The sequence below is a fragment of the Microbacterium sp. NPDC060117 genome (genome assembly GCF_042729315.1).
Lineage (GTDB): Bacteria > Actinomycetota > Actinomycetes > Actinomycetales > Microbacteriaceae > Microbacterium.
This window is the reverse complement of record NZ_JBHWXR010000004.1, coordinates 328,652-342,591: the sequence shown is the minus strand read 5'-3', so window position 1 is coordinate 342,591 and position 13,940 is coordinate 328,652. Positions and strand designations below refer to the sequence as shown.

The following is a 13,940-nucleotide window of genomic DNA, read 5'->3' as shown; positions in this document are numbered from 1 at the left end:
GGGCCGCTATGTCTGATGGCCCGCTGATCGTCCAGAGCGACCGCACCGTGCTGCTCGAGGTCGCGCACCCCGACGCCGAGAGCGCTCGGCATGAGCTCGCGATCTTCGCCGAGCTGGAACGCGCCCCCGAGCACATCCACACCTATCGGGTCACCCGGCTGGGGCTGTGGAACGCCCGCGCGGCCGGCCACACCGCCGAGGACATGCTGGAGACGCTGGATCGCTGGTCGCGCTTCCCGGTGCCGCCATCGGTGTCGGTGGACATCCGCGAGACCGTGAACCGCTACGGCCGGCTCGTGATCGAGCGCGACGACGAGGGCGTGCTCATCCTGCGCTCCACCGATCCCGCCGTGCTCACCCAGGTCGCGGGGAACAAGCGGATCCAGCCGCTGCTCGTCGGCCACCCTTCCCCCGACACGTATGTCGTGGACGCCTGGGCGCGCGGGCAGATCAAGCAGGAGCTGCTGAAGATCGGCTGGCCCGCGGAGGACCTCGCCGGCTACACGCCCGGCACGCCGCACGAGATCACGCTGGCCGAGGACGGCTGGACGATGCGCCCGTATCAGCAGGATGCCGTCGACGCGTTCGCGAAGGACGGATCCGGCGTCGTCGTGCTCCCCTGCGGCGCCGGCAAGACGATCGTCGGCGCCGGCGCGATGGCGGCGACAAAGACCACCACGCTGATCCTCGTCACGAACGCGGTCTCGGCACGGCAGTGGCGCGACGAGCTGATCAAGCGCACCAGCCTGACGGCCGAAGAGATCGGGGAGTACTCCGGGCAGGTGAAGGAGGTCAAGCCGGTGACGATCGCGACGTACCAGATCCTCACCGCGAAGCGGAAGGGCCAGTACGCGCACCTGTCGCTGCTGGACGAGATGGACTGGGGCCTCGTGGTCTACGACGAGGTGCACCTGCTGCCCGCGCCCGTGTTCAAACTGACCGCCGACCTGCAGGCGCGCCGACGGATCGGTCTCACCGCCACCCTCGTGCGCGAGGACGGCCGGGAAGGCGACGTGTTCAGCCTCATCGGTCCGAAGCGGTTCGACGCGCCGTGGAAGCAGATCGAGGCACAGGGCTTCATCTCCCCCGCCGCCTGCTACGAGGTGCGCGTCGACCTGCCGCCGGACGACCGGCTCGAGTACGCCGCAGCGACCGACGACGAGCGCTACCGCCTCGCCGCCTCGGCTCCGGCGAAGATCACGGCCGTCCGCGAGCTCATCGCGAAGCACCCCGGCGAGCGCATCCTCGTGATCGGGCAGTATCTCGACCAGCTCGAGGAGCTCTCCGAGGCGCTGAACGCGCCGTCGATCACGGGCGCGACGCCCGTCGACGAGCGCGAGGAGCTGTATCGGCAGTTCCGCGAGGGCGAGATCGAGCTGCTCGTGGTGTCGAAGGTCGCGAACTTCTCCATCGATCTGCCGGAAGCCTCGGTGGCGATCCAGGTGTCGGGATCCTTCGGTTCACGGCAGGAGGAGGCGCAGCGCCTCGGCCGCCTGCTGCGACCGAAGCAGTCCGGGCACACCGCGAGCTTCTACACGCTGATCGCTCGGGACACGGTCGACCAGGACTACGCGCAGAACCGCCAGCGCTTCCTCGCCGAGCAGGGCTACAGCTACACGATCCTGGACGCGCACGAGCTCGAGGCGGCCTGAGGGCGCACGACGCGAGATCAGGTGGTGCGGGCGAACCAGTCCAGCGCGAGCCGGGCGACCTCGCGCGGCTGATCGTCCGTGAGGAAATGCGCGCCGTGGTCGACGAACCCGAGCTCGAACCGGTCGGCATGCTGCCCGTGGTTCCTGCAGATGCGGCGCACGGTCGGCTCCGCGAACGGGCCGTCCTCGCTGCCGAACACGCAGAGCATCGGCGGGCGCAGACGCATCCGCTTGTAGACCCCTCCCATCAGCCGTCGCGAGACCGGTATCACCATGCCCCGGTAGAGTGCGGTCACGGCCCGCTCGATCTCAGGCCGCTCGTGCACCCGCAGGTAGGCTTCGACCGTCTCGTCGGCCATCGGCTTCGCCGCATAGCGGGATCCGAACAGGTAGCTGAGCGAGCTTCCCGCGCGGTGCATGAGCAGCGCCGGCATGTGTGCGAACGCGGGCATCACCCGGGGCGAGAACTCCATGAAGCCCGGTGGCACGGCGACCTGCACGATCGCCCGCACGCGCTCCGGACTGCGGTACGCGAGCTGCATCCCCGAGATCGCTCCCATGTCGTGGCAGAGGAAGCGCGCGGCACCGACGCCGAGCGCGTCCAGCACGGCGACCACGTCGTCCAGCTGGGACTCCGAGCCGAATCGCGGGTCGTCAGCCTCCGTCCAGCCCGAGCCACGCAGATCGGGGCAGATCACCCGATACCCCTCCGCAGCGATGATCGGCGCGATGAGGCGCCACTGCCACCAGTGCATCGGAAAACCGTGCAGAAGCACGACGGGATCGCCCTCGCCGATCGACGCCACATGCGTGCGCAGCCCCGGCGTGGCGATCATCGTGTGTTCGAATCCGGCCGCGTCGGGAAGCGGCGGCGACCATTCCCGTTGGAGTCGCGAGGGTTCCGGGGTATCCATGGCGAGACCTCCCTGTCATCGCACCGCGCGGACCACTGCGGTTCGCCGGGAAGTTTACTACGTTCATAGTGTCAGCGCACTATGAAAGTAGTGATCTACGCTCGTCCCATGAGCAGTACGCGCCGTCGGGCGCTCGACGCCGCCGTGACCCTGATCGGCACGGAGGGGATCCGCGCGCTCACGCACGGCCGGGTGGATGCCGCAGCCGCGCTGCCGCCCGGATCCACGTCGAATCACTTCCGCACACGTGCGGCGCTGGTCTCAGGGGTGATCGAGTGGCTGGCGACACAGGAGCGCGCGGACGCCGGCCTCCCGGACATCGGCTCCGCCGACGAATTCATCGACGCCGTGTCCCGGATGATCCAGCTCCAGTCCGGTCCGCTCGCGGCGCGGACCAGGGCGCGCTACGCGCTGTTCCTGGAGGCGGATGAAGACGCCGTGCGACCGCTGCGCGAACAGCGGCTCGGCATGGAGGCGTGGGTGCGCGGGATCCTCACGAGCCTCGGCGGGGACACCGCGGCTCGGCACGCCGCCTTCGTCATGGCCACCGGCGACGGCCTCCTGCTGCACCGGGTCACCGTGGATCCCGACGCACCCATCCGCGAGGTGATCGCTCACGCCGTGCATGCCGCCCTGAGCGGCTGACCGGTGCACTGACGGGGTCGGCCGCATGCGGGCCTCGATCGAGGCGCTCAGACGCGGGAATCCTCCCCCGGTCTCAGACCGCAGCGCCAGCACGGCGCGGTCGGATCGTCGAGCAGAGCCCCGCACTCCGGGCACACCCGGGCCAGCCAGCAGGCGGAGTCCCCGCCGCGCTCCTCGTCATCCATCTCGGATGCTGCCTCACCGTGGACGGTGCGGATCCGGCCTGGATCAGGTCTGCGGGATGACGGTCAGCACGCGAGCCGTGAACTCGGCGAAGGCCGACATGAACTGGCGCAGGAACTCCTCGGTCCCGGGCGTCGTGACGCGGCCGTCGTCGTCGATCAGGCCGGGCGAGTAGTGGATGTAGGCCTCGGGCGCGGTCATCTGCCGGGCGTTGAGGAAGCCGAGCGTCCCGCGCAGGGACTGCTGGCCGACGGCCGTGCCGATCGCGCCCATCGATGCGCCCACCACGCCGGTCGGCTTGTGCGCCCAGACGTTCTGCCCCCAGGGCCTGCTGCCCCAGTCGATCGCGTTCTTCAGCGGTCCCGGCAGCGAACGGTTGTACTCCGGCGTGACGAAGAGCACCGCGTCGGCGCTCGTCACCGCGTCCTTGAAGTCGAGGGCGACCTGCGGATAGTCGGCGTCGAAATCGCGGTTGTACAGCGGCAGGTCGGCGTAGGAGATCTCGAAGAACTCGAAACCCTCGGGCGCGAGATGCGTCAGTGCGTTCGCCAGACGGCGGTTGATGGACTCCCGGGAGAGACTGCCGACGATGACGCCGACACGGTACGGTCCCTCGTGCTCGATGATGTCGATCTTCATGGGACACACTCTGCACCCGAAAGGGGCCGATCGTCACGCTTCCTGAGGTGCCGCATAGCCGATCCCTAGGAAAGTTCCGCCCCCAATCAGCCCGAACACGGATCGGGTCACCATAATGGGGGCATGACTGAAGCGCGCATCCTGGTCGTCGACGACGAACCCAACATCCGCGATGTCCTCTCCACGGGCCTGAGCTTCGCCGGCTTCTCGGTGAAGACCGTCGCCAACGGCGCTGCCACGATCTCGGCCGTGCTGGAGGAGGAGCCCGATCTCATCATCCTCGACGTGATGCTGCCCGACATGAACGGGTTCAGCGTCACCAAGCGGCTGCGCGGCGCAGGTTTCACAGCGCCGATCCTGTTCCTCACGGCGAAGGACGACACCGAGGACAAGATCGAGGGCCTGAACGCCGGCGGAGACGACTACGTCACCAAGCCGTTCGCCCTGGACGAGATCGTCGCGCGCGCACAGGCCATCCTGCGGCGCACCATGCAGGCGGACGAGGAGTCCGTGATCCGCGCCGGCGAGCTGTCGATGGATCAGGACACGCATGACGTGTTCGTCGGATCCACTCCCATCGAGCTCAGCCCCACCGAGTTCAAGCTCCTCCGCTACCTCATGCTCAACCCGAACCGGGTGCTGTCGAAGGCGCAGATCCTCGACCACGTGTGGGAGTACGACTTCAACGGCGACGCGGGCATCGTCGAGAGCTACATCTCGTACCTCCGCCGCAAGATCGATCCGCACACCGAGGAGCCCGTCATCCAGACCAAGCGCGGCTTCGGCTACATGCTCAAGGTGGGGAAGACCGCGTAAGGGATGGCAGAGCCCGACGCGATCACGCGATGGTGGCGCCGGATCAGCCTTCGGGCGAAGGTGACCGGCGTCACCGTCGGCGTGCTCGCGCTCGGGCTCGTCGTCACCGGCATCGGCACGATGCCGATCCTGCGCAACCTGCTCATCGACAACGTCGAATCCCAGCTGCCGACGCTGGTGACGAGCGACCTCGCCACGATCACGCCCGACGGCTCCGGTGCGTTCAGCGTCACCCTGAAGGACGAGACGCTGGGTCTCGCGGACTACTTCGTCGCGGTCTACGACACGGCCGGAGCCCTCGTGTACTCCGGAGGCGGCGCGCCGAAGGCCGGCAAGCCGGAGTTCCCGACCTCCTACCCCCTGGCCCGGGCCACGCTCGAAGCCGGTCGCGCGGACCCGATGGTGCTGCGCGGCGCGGACGGATCCGAGTTCCGCGCTGCCGTGGCCGTGCGGGAGGACCCCAGCACCAACATCACATACACGCAGATCGTGGCGGTGTCGCTGGACGAACCGGACCGCATCCTGGCGACGTTCTTCGGGGTGTTCACCACGGTGGCGCTCGTGACGATCATCATCGCCGCACTCGCCACCCGGGGGCTGGTGACACTCGCGTTCCGCCGGCTGGGCCGCGTGGAGTCGACCGCCATGGCGATCGCCGCGGGCGACTTCAGCCAGCGGCTCACCGATCTCGAGCCGACCACCGAGGTGGGGCGACTGAACGGCGCCATCAACACCATGCTCGACCGGCTGGACGCGGCGATCGCCCAGCGCGATCGCTCGGTGCAGCAGATGCGCCGCTTCGTCGGCGACGCCAGCCATGAGCTGCGCACACCGCTGGTGAGCGTGCGCGGCTACGCGGAGCTGTATCGGATGGGCGCCATCAAGCCCGGCGAGGACACCGCGCGGGCGATGGACAGGATCGAGAAGGAAGCGCTGCGGATGGGGGTCCTCGTCGAGGATCTGCTCGCCCTCGCCCGTCTGGACGAGCAGCGCGAGCTCACCATCGAGCCACTGGACCTCCGTCCGCTCGCGCAGGACGCGGCCCTCGACCTGCGCGCGGCCGCGCCCGAGCGCCCGGTCACGGTCATCGACATGACCGCCGAGGCGCACTCCGCCGATCTGCCCGCACCGTCGCACATCGCGATCACGCGTCCGGCCCCGATCACCCGTTCCACACCCACGCGCGGCCGCATACCGGCGATCCTGCGCCGACGCCCCCGCGACGGCGACCCGGTTCCCGAGATCGACTTCTCCGAGGCCGTCGTCGCGCCCGTCTCCACCCCGCCGATCGTGCTCGGCGAGGAGAACAAGGTGCGCCAGGTGATCGCCAACCTGCTCGGCAACGCCCGGCGCTTCTCCCCCGGCGACTCGCCCATCGAGGTGGTCGTCGGAGCGGACCGACGCCGCGACGTGGGCTGGTTCGCGATCGTCGACCACGGCGAAGGCGTGCCCGAGCAGATCCGCGATCAGATCTTCCAGCGCTTCTGGCGCGCCGACTCGTCCCGCACCAGGGACACCGGCGGCGCCGGCCTGGGTCTCGCGATCGTCGCGTCCATCGTGCGCGCGCTGAACGGCTCGGTGCAGGTGACCGAGACACCGGGCGGCGGCGCGACGTTCACCGTGTCGCTGCCGCTCGCACCGCCGCGGGCGACGCCCGAGCACCTGCTGCAGGACACCCAGCCCATCGAGCCGCTCGACCTGTCGCGCTGAGCGCTGCGATCGGCCGCCTCCGCGATCGGTCCGCACAGTCCGCGTCCGGCGGGGGTTCCGCACCGCTTGCGTGACGAGCCCGCAACGACTGTCGCACGATCTCTAGCGTCAGGTGCATCCGATGCACCATGACGAAAGGATCCTCATGTCCGTCTTCACCGTCGACACCGACGCCGTCCTCACCACCAGGCTGTCCGTGCAGGCCACCGCCGAACGGCTGCAGAGCGACTCGGCGGCCATGATGTCGCAGCTCACCCAGCTGACATCGTCCTGGAGCGGCGGCGCCTCCGTCGCCTGCCAGAACGCCGGGGAGCAATGGCGCGGAGCGCAGGCCCACGTGGAGCAGGCGCTCGCGGCCATCGCGCAGGCGCTCGGCTCCGCGGGTCAGCTCTACGCGCAGGCCGAGAACGACTCCATGGCGTTGTTCCACTGAGCGGAGGTTCGCCGCCGGACGTTCACCCGCAGAGCAGCCCCGCAGACGGAGAAGACCCCCGGGACGGATCCCGGGGGTCTTCTCGAAGGGGCTGGACTCAGAAGTCCATGCCGCCGGACGGGTCAGCCGGCATGGCCGGAGCCTTCTCCGGCTTGTCGGCGACGACGGCCTCGGTGGTGAGGAACAGGCCGGCGATCGACGCGGCGTTCTGCAGCGCCGAGCGGGTGACCTTGGCCGGGTCGATGATGCCCTGTGCGAACATGTCGCCGTACTCTCCGGTCGCGGCGTTGAGGCCGTGACCCGTGGGGAGCTCGGAGACCTTGTGCGCGACGACGCCCGGCTCGAGACCGGCGTTGAGGGCGATCTGCTTGAGCGGCGCCTCGATCGCGACGCGCACGATGTTCGCGCCGGTCGCCTCGTCGCCGGCGAGCTCGAGGCCGTTGAGGGCCTTCGTGCCGGACTGGATCAGGGCGACGCCACCACCGGCGACGATGCCCTCCTCGACGGCGGCCTTCGCGTTGCGGACGGCGTCCTCGATGCGGTGCTTGCGCTCCTTGAGCTCGACCTCGGTGGCCGCGCCCGCCTTGATGACGGCCACGCCGCCGGCGAGCTTGGCGAGGCGCTCCTGCAGCTTCTCGCGGTCGTAGTCGCTATCGGTGTTCTCGATCTCGCGACGGATCTGGGTCACGCGACCGGCGATCTGCTCGGCGTCGCCGGCACCCTCGACGATCGTGGTCTCGTCCTTGGTGACGATGACCTTGCGCGCACGGCCCAGCAGGTCGAGGGTCGCGTTCTCGAGCTTGAGACCGACCTCCTCGGTGATCACGGTGCCGCCGGTGAGGATCGCGATGTCCTGCAGCTGCGCCTTGCGACGGTCGCCGAAGCCCGGGGCCTTGACGGCGACGGACTTGAAGATGCCGCGGATCTTGTTCAGCACCAGGGTCGCGAGTGCTTCGCCCTCGACGTCCTCGGCGATGATGACGAGCTCCTTGCCGTCCTGGATCACCTTGTCGACGACGGGCAGAAGGTCCTTGATGTTCGAGATCTTCTGGTTCGCGATGAGGATGTACGGGTCCTCGAAGACGGCCTCCTGGCGGTCCGGGTCCGTGACGAAGTAGGGGTTCAGGTAGCCCTTGTCGAAGCGCATGCCCTCGGTGAGCTCGAGCTCGGTGCCGAAGGTCTGGGACTCCTCGACGGTGACCACGCCCTCCTTGCCGACCTTGTCGATGGCCTCGGCGATGAGCTCGCCGATCTCCGGGTCGGCGGCCGAGATCGACGCGGTGGCGGCGATCTGCTCCTTGGACTCGATCTCCTTGGCGGAGGCGAGCAGCTCGGCGGTGATGGCGGCGACGGCCTTCTCGATGCCCTTCTTCAGGCTGATCGGGTCGGCACCGGCGGCCACGTTGCGCAGGCCCTCGCGGACGAGCGCCTGGGCGAGCACGGTGGCGGTGGTGGTGCCGTCACCCGCGACGTCGTCGGTCTTCTTCGCGACCTCCTTGACGAGCTCCGCGCCGATCTTCTCGTACGGGTCGTCGAGCTCGATCTCCTTGGCGATCGACACGCCGTCGTTCGTGATGGTGGGGGCGCCCCACTTCTTCTCGAGCACGACGTTGCGGCCACGCGGGCCGAGGGTCACCTTGACCGCGTCGGCCAGGATGTTCAGGCCGCGCTCGAGACCGCGACGGGCCTCCTCATCGAAAGCGATGATCTTTGCCATGAGTTCTGTCGTCCCTCCTGGACGTAGACATTGGGTTTAGCACTCAGATCAGTCGAGTGCTAAACCCAGTCTGGCACTCGACCCCTGTGAGTGCAAGCCGTGGAGGGAGCGTCCCGGCTCAGCCCGCGGAACCGTCGCCCGAGGTGTCGGCGGGGGTCGGTTCGGTCGTCGGGGCGTTCTTCGCGAGATCCAGCCCGAGCACCACCGTCAGCTGCTTCTGACCCGCCACGACATCGTCGCCGTACTGGTCGCTCACGGCGATCTTCGTCGCCCCGATCAGGTTCGCGAGCGCCTGCGCCGCGGGCTTGTCTGCCTCGGTCTTGTAGTACACCGTGGTCGTCGGGAAGTCCTGGGTGCTCGCATCGCTCGCCGCGACAGCGTTCCCGGCGAACCCGGCATTGACGATCGTGTCGCGCGTGCTCGCCGCGAGGCCGTTCGCGCCGGTCGCGTTGAGCACCAGCACGGCATAGGAGGTGTCCAGCGCCGGCGCGGAGGCCGTCGCCGTCCGCGAGACGCTCGGAACCGGTGCGCCGCCGTCGAAGCTGATCCGGCCCATGGCGAGCATCGCGGCGAAGATCCCGACGGCGATGAGCACCGCGGTCGCCACTGCGGCCCAGAGCAGCACGAACCAGCCGCGCATGCCGGGGTTCTCGGCGCGGTGGGCGCCGACGCGTCCCTGTGCGTGCGGGATCACGTCGAATCGGTCGCGGGCGGATTCTGGCATTCCCCGATGTTATCCGGGGTCCTCCTGCGGTTTCGGTGAACGACAGGCCGAGGACCCTGAGCGGGTGCGTCTCAACCGGCGGACAGGGCGGTACGACCCGCTCGCCGCGCCGCCGCGTCGTCGCGGATCCGACGCAGCCGCCGCACCAGCATCGGGTCGGCGACCAGCGCCTGTTCGGACTCGATGACGCGGTCCAGCAACTGGTAGTAGCGCGCCGGCGTCAGCTCCAGCTCGGCGCGGATCGCCTCCTCCTTGGCACTGGAGTGCCCGGGGCGCCGCGCCTCGAACGCGAGGATCACGCGCTCGCGGTCGCTGAGGAGGTCGGTCACCCCCTCAGGCTACGTCGCCGCCGGCGCCCGGCCAGGACGGCGCGCCCGGCAGTCGCCCTCACCGGCCCGGAACGCGCGAGAATGGATCCGACCCCCGGGAGGATCCATGTCGCACCGCGTGACCAAGACCGACGCCGAATGGCGGGCCGAGCTCGACCCGCAGCAATACGCCGTGCTGCGCGAGGCCGCGACCGAGCGGGCGTGGACGGGCGAGCTGCTCGACGAGCACCGCGCCGGCCTCTACACCTGCGGCGCGTGCGGCGCCGAGCTGTTCCGCAGCGGCACGAAGTTCGACTCGGGCTGCGGCTGGCCGAGCTTCTACGAATCGGTCCGCCCCGAGGCCGTGGAGCTCATCGAGGACAACAGTCTCGGCATGCAGCGCACGGAGGTGCGCTGCGCGAACTGCGGTTCGCACCTGGGCCACGTCTTCCCGGACGGTTTCGGCACGCCGACCGGCGACCGCTACTGCATGAACTCGATCGCGCTGTCCTTCCAGCCGGACGAATCCGCCACCGGGGCATGAGTGCACTGGAGGCGGTCAGCCGCCGGCAGTCCTGGTCAAAGGTGACCCCCGAAGCGCCGACCCGCGAGCAGCTGCTGCCGTTGATCGCCGCCGCGGGCCGGGTCGCAGATCATTCCTCGCTGCGCCCCTGGCGTCTGATCGAGCTGCGCGGAGAGGATCGGGAACGGCTGGGTGCCGCGATCGCGGAGGAGACGGGCGACTCCTCGCCCTCGACCAAGCCGCTGCGCGCCTCCCTGCTGATCGCCGTCGTCGCCAGTTACCGCCGCAGCGACAAGGTGCCCCGGTGGGAGCAGGAGGCGGTCGCCTCGGGCGTCGCGCACGTGCTCAGCCTGCTGCTGGACGAGGCCGGCTGGGGTGTCATCTGGCGCACCGGCGGCTACACCCGCACCCCCGCCGTGGCACGAGCGCACGGACTCGGTCCCGACGAGGAGCTGCTGGGCTGGCTCTACGTCGGCGGCAAGCCGGGCAAGGAGCCGGGACGGCGCCGGGCGCTCGACGCGGACGCGGTTCTGAGCCGGATGCCGGCCCGGAGCACGCCCGAAGAGGCGACGACGTCACCGGACTCCCGCACGCCCGAGACACGTACCAAGACCGGCGAGTGCGCCAGCAAGAAGGCCAGGAAGAAGGCCAAGAAGAAGGCCAAGAAGGCCGCGAAGAAGGCGCGGGAGAAGGCGGCGAAGCAGCAGCGGCGGCTCAGGAAGGCCGCGAAGAAGGACTGATCCGGCGCCTCCCCCATGGCAGCGCGACCAGAACCGACAGCACCGCCGCGAGCACCATGACGAGCACCTGCCACGCGGCAGGGCCTGCGGCGGGCGGCCAGATCACGTCGATCAGCACCGACACCACGAGCTGGCCGAGGACCGCGCCCAGTCCCATCAGCAGCACTCCGGTACGCGCCACGATGATCACGCCCAGCAGGATGTAGGACGCGCCGAGAAGTCCGCCCAGGTACAGCCACAGGTCGCCGGGCAACGCAACAGGGAACGGCTCCGGCGCCCCGGTGACGAGCAGGCTCGTGGCCGCCGACACGGACAGCACGAGCACGCCCCCGAGGAAGCTCATGTACGTCGCGCCGAGCGGCGAGGCGATGCGCTGCCCGAGCCGGCCGTTCACGGCGGACTGGAAGGCGATGCCCGCACCGGTGAGGAACGGCAGCACCAGCATCCACAGCGGCGCCCGCGCCAGCACGTCACCGCCGAGCGAGACGCCGACAGCGACGAGCGCGAACGCTCCGCCGAGCAGCCGCCCCGGAGTGATGGCGACCACGCCGGCGGGGCCGAATCCCACCCGATCCAGCAGCAGGCCGTGCAGCGTCTGGCCGGCCACGACCCCCACCGTGAACAGAGCGACGCCGAGGACGCCCGCGACCAGCCCCTGCGTCGACACGGTCAGCGCGCCGCAGGCACCGCCGAGCAGCATCCACCACGGCACCTCCCCGGTGCGGATCCCCCGCCAGAGACGGCCGAGCCCCGCGCGTCCGGAGCGGGTGAGCAGCACGGGGAAGCTCAGCAGCGCCAGACCGACCGTGAACGACACCCAGCCCGCGAGGACGCCGTTGTCCAGGCGCACCCCGAGCTGACCGTTCACGCGCGCCTGGATCGCCGTCATCGCGCCGATGGCGACCGCTCCACCGAGCGCCGTCGCGGTGCGCCCGCGATTCGGCTTCGGAGAGTGCGCAGTCACCGTTCCGAGACTACTCGCGCGCGGATTCGCTCACGACCGCACCGATGTCCCCCTCCCGAGGTACGCTCCAGCCATGTGCGCGAGCTACGGCCTGGATCCGCGATTCAGCGATCAGCAGCTGATCGAGGAAGCCGACGACGAACTCATGGAGGGGATCCGCGCGTGGGCGCGGCACAACGCGGAGGAGACCCTGCGCCCGACCGGACGCCTCTTGCGCAATCTCAATCCGATCGTCGTGCCCTCGGAGTCGGCGTCGCCGCAGCTCGAGCACGCATGGTGGGGATTCCTCGTCGACGGCCGGCCGTCGCGGTTCCCTTCCATCAACACCCGCTCCGAACGCCTGCAGGAACGCCCCGGAAGCCTGAAGGGGAGGGCCATCGTCCCCGCCACGAGCTGGTACGAGATGCAGAAGCCGCAGAAGGCCTGGCACCAGTTCGGCTTGGGTGGAGCCCTGTTCGGCATGGCGGCGATCACTCAGCGCGGCCGCACCGAGGACGGCACCTGGTACACGTGCTATTCGATCGTGATGCAGCCGGCGCCCGAACGCCTCGCCGGGATCCACGACCGGATGCCGGTGCTGCTTCCCGCGGCGTTCGCCCTGGACTGGCTGAGCGGCGCCGCCGCCGCACGCGAGCTCATCGACGATGCGCTGCTGGCGTCCGCCGAGACCACCGCGCGCGTCGCCGCGACGCCACGCGCCGATGACAAGGGCACGGATCGACTCTTCTGAGTGCCGCAGACGTGTCGTGGGCGCGTCACGCGCGCCCGACGGGAAGGGATCGGAGCCTCCTGCCGGACTCGAACCGGCCACCTGCGGTTTACAAGGCCGCTGCTCTACCAGATGAGCTAAGGAGGCGAGAGTGGCCGGCGCCGTCACGGCGCGACCGCTCCACAGCGTAGCAATTCGCCACGCCCTCGACGCGCAGGCGATCCCGACCCGGATGGGTCCGGACGCTACTTGGCGGCGGACGGCGACGGCGTGGGCGACAGGGTGGGGCCGGGCGTGCCGTAGTACGAGTCGCTCGCGACCGACAGCACGAACTGGCTGAACTCCGCGGCGTCGGTGAGCGATCCGGCGTAGACCTGACCGTTCACGACGATCGTCGGAGCGCCGCTCAGTGCCTCCTTCTTGGAGCCGGGCAGCGGCCCGTCGACCGCGCGCTGCGTGACATCCTTCACCCACGAGTCGTAGGTGTTCTCCTCGACGCAGTTCTGAAGGCCCCTGGCGTCCTTCACCCCGCTGGACACGGCGAGGGCGATGAGTTCCTTGTCGCTCTTGCCGTCGGTGTCCTGCTTGGGCTGGTCGACGAGCAGCGCGTGGTTGAACGCGTAGAAGACGTCGGGCTGCATCGACGCGACACAGGCGGCCGCGGACGCGGCGCGCAGCGAGTACTTCGTGCCGTTGGAGTTCGCGGTCAGCAGCGCGACCGGGTGGTACGTCACGGTGGCCGCGTCCTGATCGACCCAGGTGGCGAGCTGCTTCGCATTCGCACGCTCGAAGTCACTGGCGCCCGGCGAGAGGTAGTCGACGTAGACGTGGATGTCGACAGCGCCCGCGGTGGCGGTCGGGTCAGGGGTCGGCGAGGCCGATCCGGTCGGCGCAGCACTGCCCGCCGTGGTCGGCGAGGGCGTGGGGGTGCTCGCCGATCCGGCGCGAGCGGAGGCCAGATCCTTCTTGGTCACCACGACGCCGTCGTCCTGCAGGTTCGACGGGGTGAGCGAAGGCTTCGACACAGCGGAGCCCACGGCCCAGGCCACGGCGCCTCCCGCGGCGCCGACCACGACGACCGCGACCGCGGCGATGATCACGCGTCGCATGATCCGGGCGCGGGACTGCTTGGCGTTCACCTGCTGGGCCTTCTCCCGCACAGCCGCGCGCGAATGCGGCGGAGTGGGGACGTTCGGCGTTTCGTCGCTCGACATCGTTCCTCTTGGTTTCTCGGGACCTGTGTCCCTGCAGCCTGTTGCCGAC

Annotated in this window: 15 protein-coding genes and 1 tRNA gene; 8 read left to right on the top strand and 8 right to left on the bottom strand. The window is 69.7% G+C overall.

Annotated elements, in window-relative coordinates; all coding sequences use genetic code 11:
* Nucleotides 1–8 precede the first annotated feature (8 nt).
* A complete protein-coding gene (locus tag ACFWCK_RS17425; protein WP_233311463.1) occupies nt 9–1,652 on the top strand; it encodes a DNA repair helicase XPB in 1,644 nt (547 codons plus the stop codon).
* A gap of 17 nt (nt 1,653–1,669) precedes the next feature.
* Here the strand turns inward: ACFWCK_RS17425 and ACFWCK_RS17420 are convergent, their stop codons facing one another.
* Complete coding sequence (locus ACFWCK_RS17420) at nt 1,670–2,566, bottom strand: alpha/beta fold hydrolase (RefSeq protein WP_378807057.1); 897 nt, start codon at nt 2,564–2,566, stop codon at nt 1,670–1,672.
* 108 nt (nt 2,567–2,674) lie between these two features.
* Between ACFWCK_RS17420 and ACFWCK_RS17415 the strand changes: the two genes are divergently transcribed.
* Nucleotides 2,675–3,211 (top strand): TetR/AcrR family transcriptional regulator, encoded by a 537-nt coding sequence (locus ACFWCK_RS17415; protein ID WP_233311465.1) that lies wholly within the window; start codon nt 2,675–2,677, stop codon nt 3,209–3,211.
* 228 nt (nt 3,212–3,439) lie between these two features.
* Here the strand turns inward: ACFWCK_RS17415 and ACFWCK_RS17410 are convergent, their stop codons facing one another.
* Entirely contained in the window at nt 3,440–4,033 is a 594-nt protein-coding gene (locus ACFWCK_RS17410; RefSeq protein WP_233311466.1) for an NADPH-dependent FMN reductase, read from the bottom strand.
* 123 nt (nt 4,034–4,156) lie between these two features.
* On the opposite strand from ACFWCK_RS17410, the gene ACFWCK_RS17405 reads away from it, so the two are divergent.
* From ACFWCK_RS17405 to ACFWCK_RS17395, 3 genes are all read left to right on the top strand, one after another.
* Nucleotides 4,157–4,849: a response regulator transcription factor gene (locus ACFWCK_RS17405; RefSeq protein ID WP_159575299.1), complete on the top strand. Its 693-nt coding sequence runs from the start codon at nt 4,157–4,159 to the stop codon at nt 4,847–4,849.
* 3 nt (nt 4,850–4,852) lie between these two features.
* On the top strand, nt 4,853–6,559 hold the full coding sequence (locus ACFWCK_RS17400) for a cell wall metabolism sensor histidine kinase WalK (RefSeq protein WP_233311467.1): 1,707 nt from the start codon (nt 4,853–4,855) through the stop codon (nt 6,557–6,559).
* Between the two features lie 145 nt (nt 6,560–6,704).
* The gene (locus tag ACFWCK_RS17395) at nt 6,705–6,992 is read left to right on the top strand and encodes a WXG100 family type VII secretion target (RefSeq protein WP_233311468.1); all 288 of its coding nucleotides are present in this window, start codon (nt 6,705–6,707) and stop codon (nt 6,990–6,992) included.
* Between the two features lie 97 nt (nt 6,993–7,089).
* On the opposite strand, the gene groL is transcribed toward ACFWCK_RS17395, so the two are convergent.
* The 3 genes from groL to ACFWCK_RS17380 all read right to left on the bottom strand — a co-directional run bounded on the left by groL (nt 7,090) and on the right by ACFWCK_RS17380 (nt 9,762).
* Nucleotides 7,090–8,709 (bottom strand): chaperonin GroEL, encoded by a 1,620-nt coding sequence (gene groL / locus ACFWCK_RS17390; protein WP_233311469.1) that lies wholly within the window; start codon nt 8,707–8,709, stop codon nt 7,090–7,092.
* 118 nt (nt 8,710–8,827) lie between these two features.
* Nucleotides 8,828–9,433: a LytR C-terminal domain-containing protein gene (locus tag ACFWCK_RS17385; protein ID WP_233311470.1), complete on the bottom strand. Its 606-nt coding sequence runs from the start codon at nt 9,431–9,433 to the stop codon at nt 8,828–8,830.
* 71 nt (nt 9,434–9,504) lie between these two features.
* Nucleotides 9,505–9,762, bottom strand: a complete 258-nt coding sequence (locus tag ACFWCK_RS17380) for a DUF3263 domain-containing protein (RefSeq protein ID WP_233311471.1) — start codon at nt 9,760–9,762, stop codon at nt 9,505–9,507.
* A 106-nt stretch (nt 9,763–9,868) separates the two neighbouring features.
* Between ACFWCK_RS17380 and msrB the strand changes: the two genes are divergently transcribed.
* Together msrB and ACFWCK_RS17370 are read left to right on the top strand one after the other, a co-directional pair.
* Nucleotides 9,869–10,285 (top strand): peptide-methionine (R)-S-oxide reductase MsrB, encoded by a 417-nt coding sequence (gene msrB / locus ACFWCK_RS17375; protein WP_233311472.1) that lies wholly within the window; start codon nt 9,869–9,871, stop codon nt 10,283–10,285.
* Nucleotides 10,282–11,004, top strand: coding sequence for a nitroreductase family protein (locus ACFWCK_RS17370; protein ID WP_378807052.1), 723 nt, complete (start codon nt 10,282–10,284; stop codon nt 11,002–11,004). The genes msrB and ACFWCK_RS17370 overlap by 4 nt, the downstream gene beginning before the upstream one ends.
* Here the strand turns inward: ACFWCK_RS17370 and ACFWCK_RS17365 are convergent.
* Nucleotides 10,979–11,968, bottom strand: coding sequence for a DMT family transporter (locus ACFWCK_RS17365; RefSeq protein ID WP_378807050.1), 990 nt, complete (start codon nt 11,966–11,968; stop codon nt 10,979–10,981). The genes ACFWCK_RS17370 and ACFWCK_RS17365 overlap by 26 nt on opposite strands.
* Nucleotides 11,969–12,041: 73 nt before the next feature.
* On the opposite strand from ACFWCK_RS17365, the gene ACFWCK_RS17360 reads away from it, so the two are divergent.
* Complete coding sequence (locus tag ACFWCK_RS17360; protein WP_378807049.1) at nt 12,042–12,698, top strand: SOS response-associated peptidase family protein; 657 nt, start codon at nt 12,042–12,044, stop codon at nt 12,696–12,698.
* A 53-nt stretch (nt 12,699–12,751) separates the two neighbouring features.
* On the opposite strand, the gene ACFWCK_RS17355 is transcribed toward ACFWCK_RS17360, so the two are convergent.
* Together ACFWCK_RS17355 and ACFWCK_RS17350 are read right to left on the bottom strand one after the other, a co-directional pair.
* Nucleotides 12,752–12,824: transfer RNA gene (locus ACFWCK_RS17355), tRNA-Thr, on the bottom strand.
* 98 nt (nt 12,825–12,922) lie between these two features.
* On the bottom strand, nt 12,923–13,891 hold the full coding sequence (locus ACFWCK_RS17350; RefSeq protein WP_378807047.1) for a DsbA family protein: 969 nt from the start codon (nt 13,889–13,891) through the stop codon (nt 12,923–12,925).
* Nucleotides 13,892–13,940: the final 49 nt, after the last annotated feature.

What these genes read in the sequence shown, in the direction of transcription:
- ACFWCK_RS17360 (WP_378807049.1), top strand. Translation starts at nt 12,042, where the DNA reads ATGTGCGCGAGCTACGGCCTGGATCCGCGATTCAGCGATCAGCAGCTG.
- ACFWCK_RS17385 (WP_233311470.1), bottom strand. Translation starts at nt 9,433, where the DNA reads ATGCCAGAATCCGCCCGCGACCGATTCGACGTGATCCCGCACGCACAG.
- msrB (WP_233311472.1), top strand. Translation starts at nt 9,869, where the DNA reads ATGTCGCACCGCGTGACCAAGACCGACGCCGAATGGCGGGCCGAGCTC.
- ACFWCK_RS17405 (WP_159575299.1), top strand. Translation starts at nt 4,157, where the DNA reads ATGACTGAAGCGCGCATCCTGGTCGTCGACGACGAACCCAACATCCGC.
- ACFWCK_RS17415 (WP_233311465.1), top strand. Translation starts at nt 2,675, where the DNA reads ATGAGCAGTACGCGCCGTCGGGCGCTCGACGCCGCCGTGACCCTGATC.
- ACFWCK_RS17400 (WP_233311467.1), top strand. Translation starts at nt 4,853, where the DNA reads ATGGCAGAGCCCGACGCGATCACGCGATGGTGGCGCCGGATCAGCCTT.
- ACFWCK_RS17370 (WP_378807052.1), top strand. Translation starts at nt 10,282, where the DNA reads ATGAGTGCACTGGAGGCGGTCAGCCGCCGGCAGTCCTGGTCAAAGGTG.
- ACFWCK_RS17420 (WP_378807057.1), bottom strand. Translation starts at nt 2,566, where the DNA reads ATGGATACCCCGGAACCCTCGCGACTCCAACGGGAATGGTCGCCGCCG.
- ACFWCK_RS17425 (WP_233311463.1), top strand. Translation starts at nt 9, where the DNA reads ATGTCTGATGGCCCGCTGATCGTCCAGAGCGACCGCACCGTGCTGCTC.
- ACFWCK_RS17395 (WP_233311468.1), top strand. Translation starts at nt 6,705, where the DNA reads ATGTCCGTCTTCACCGTCGACACCGACGCCGTCCTCACCACCAGGCTG.
- ACFWCK_RS17350 (WP_378807047.1), bottom strand. Translation starts at nt 13,891, where the DNA reads ATGTCGAGCGACGAAACGCCGAACGTCCCCACTCCGCCGCATTCGCGC.
- ACFWCK_RS17410 (WP_233311466.1), bottom strand. Translation starts at nt 4,033, where the DNA reads ATGAAGATCGACATCATCGAGCACGAGGGACCGTACCGTGTCGGCGTC.
- groL (WP_233311469.1), bottom strand. Translation starts at nt 8,709, where the DNA reads ATGGCAAAGATCATCGCTTTCGATGAGGAGGCCCGTCGCGGTCTCGAG.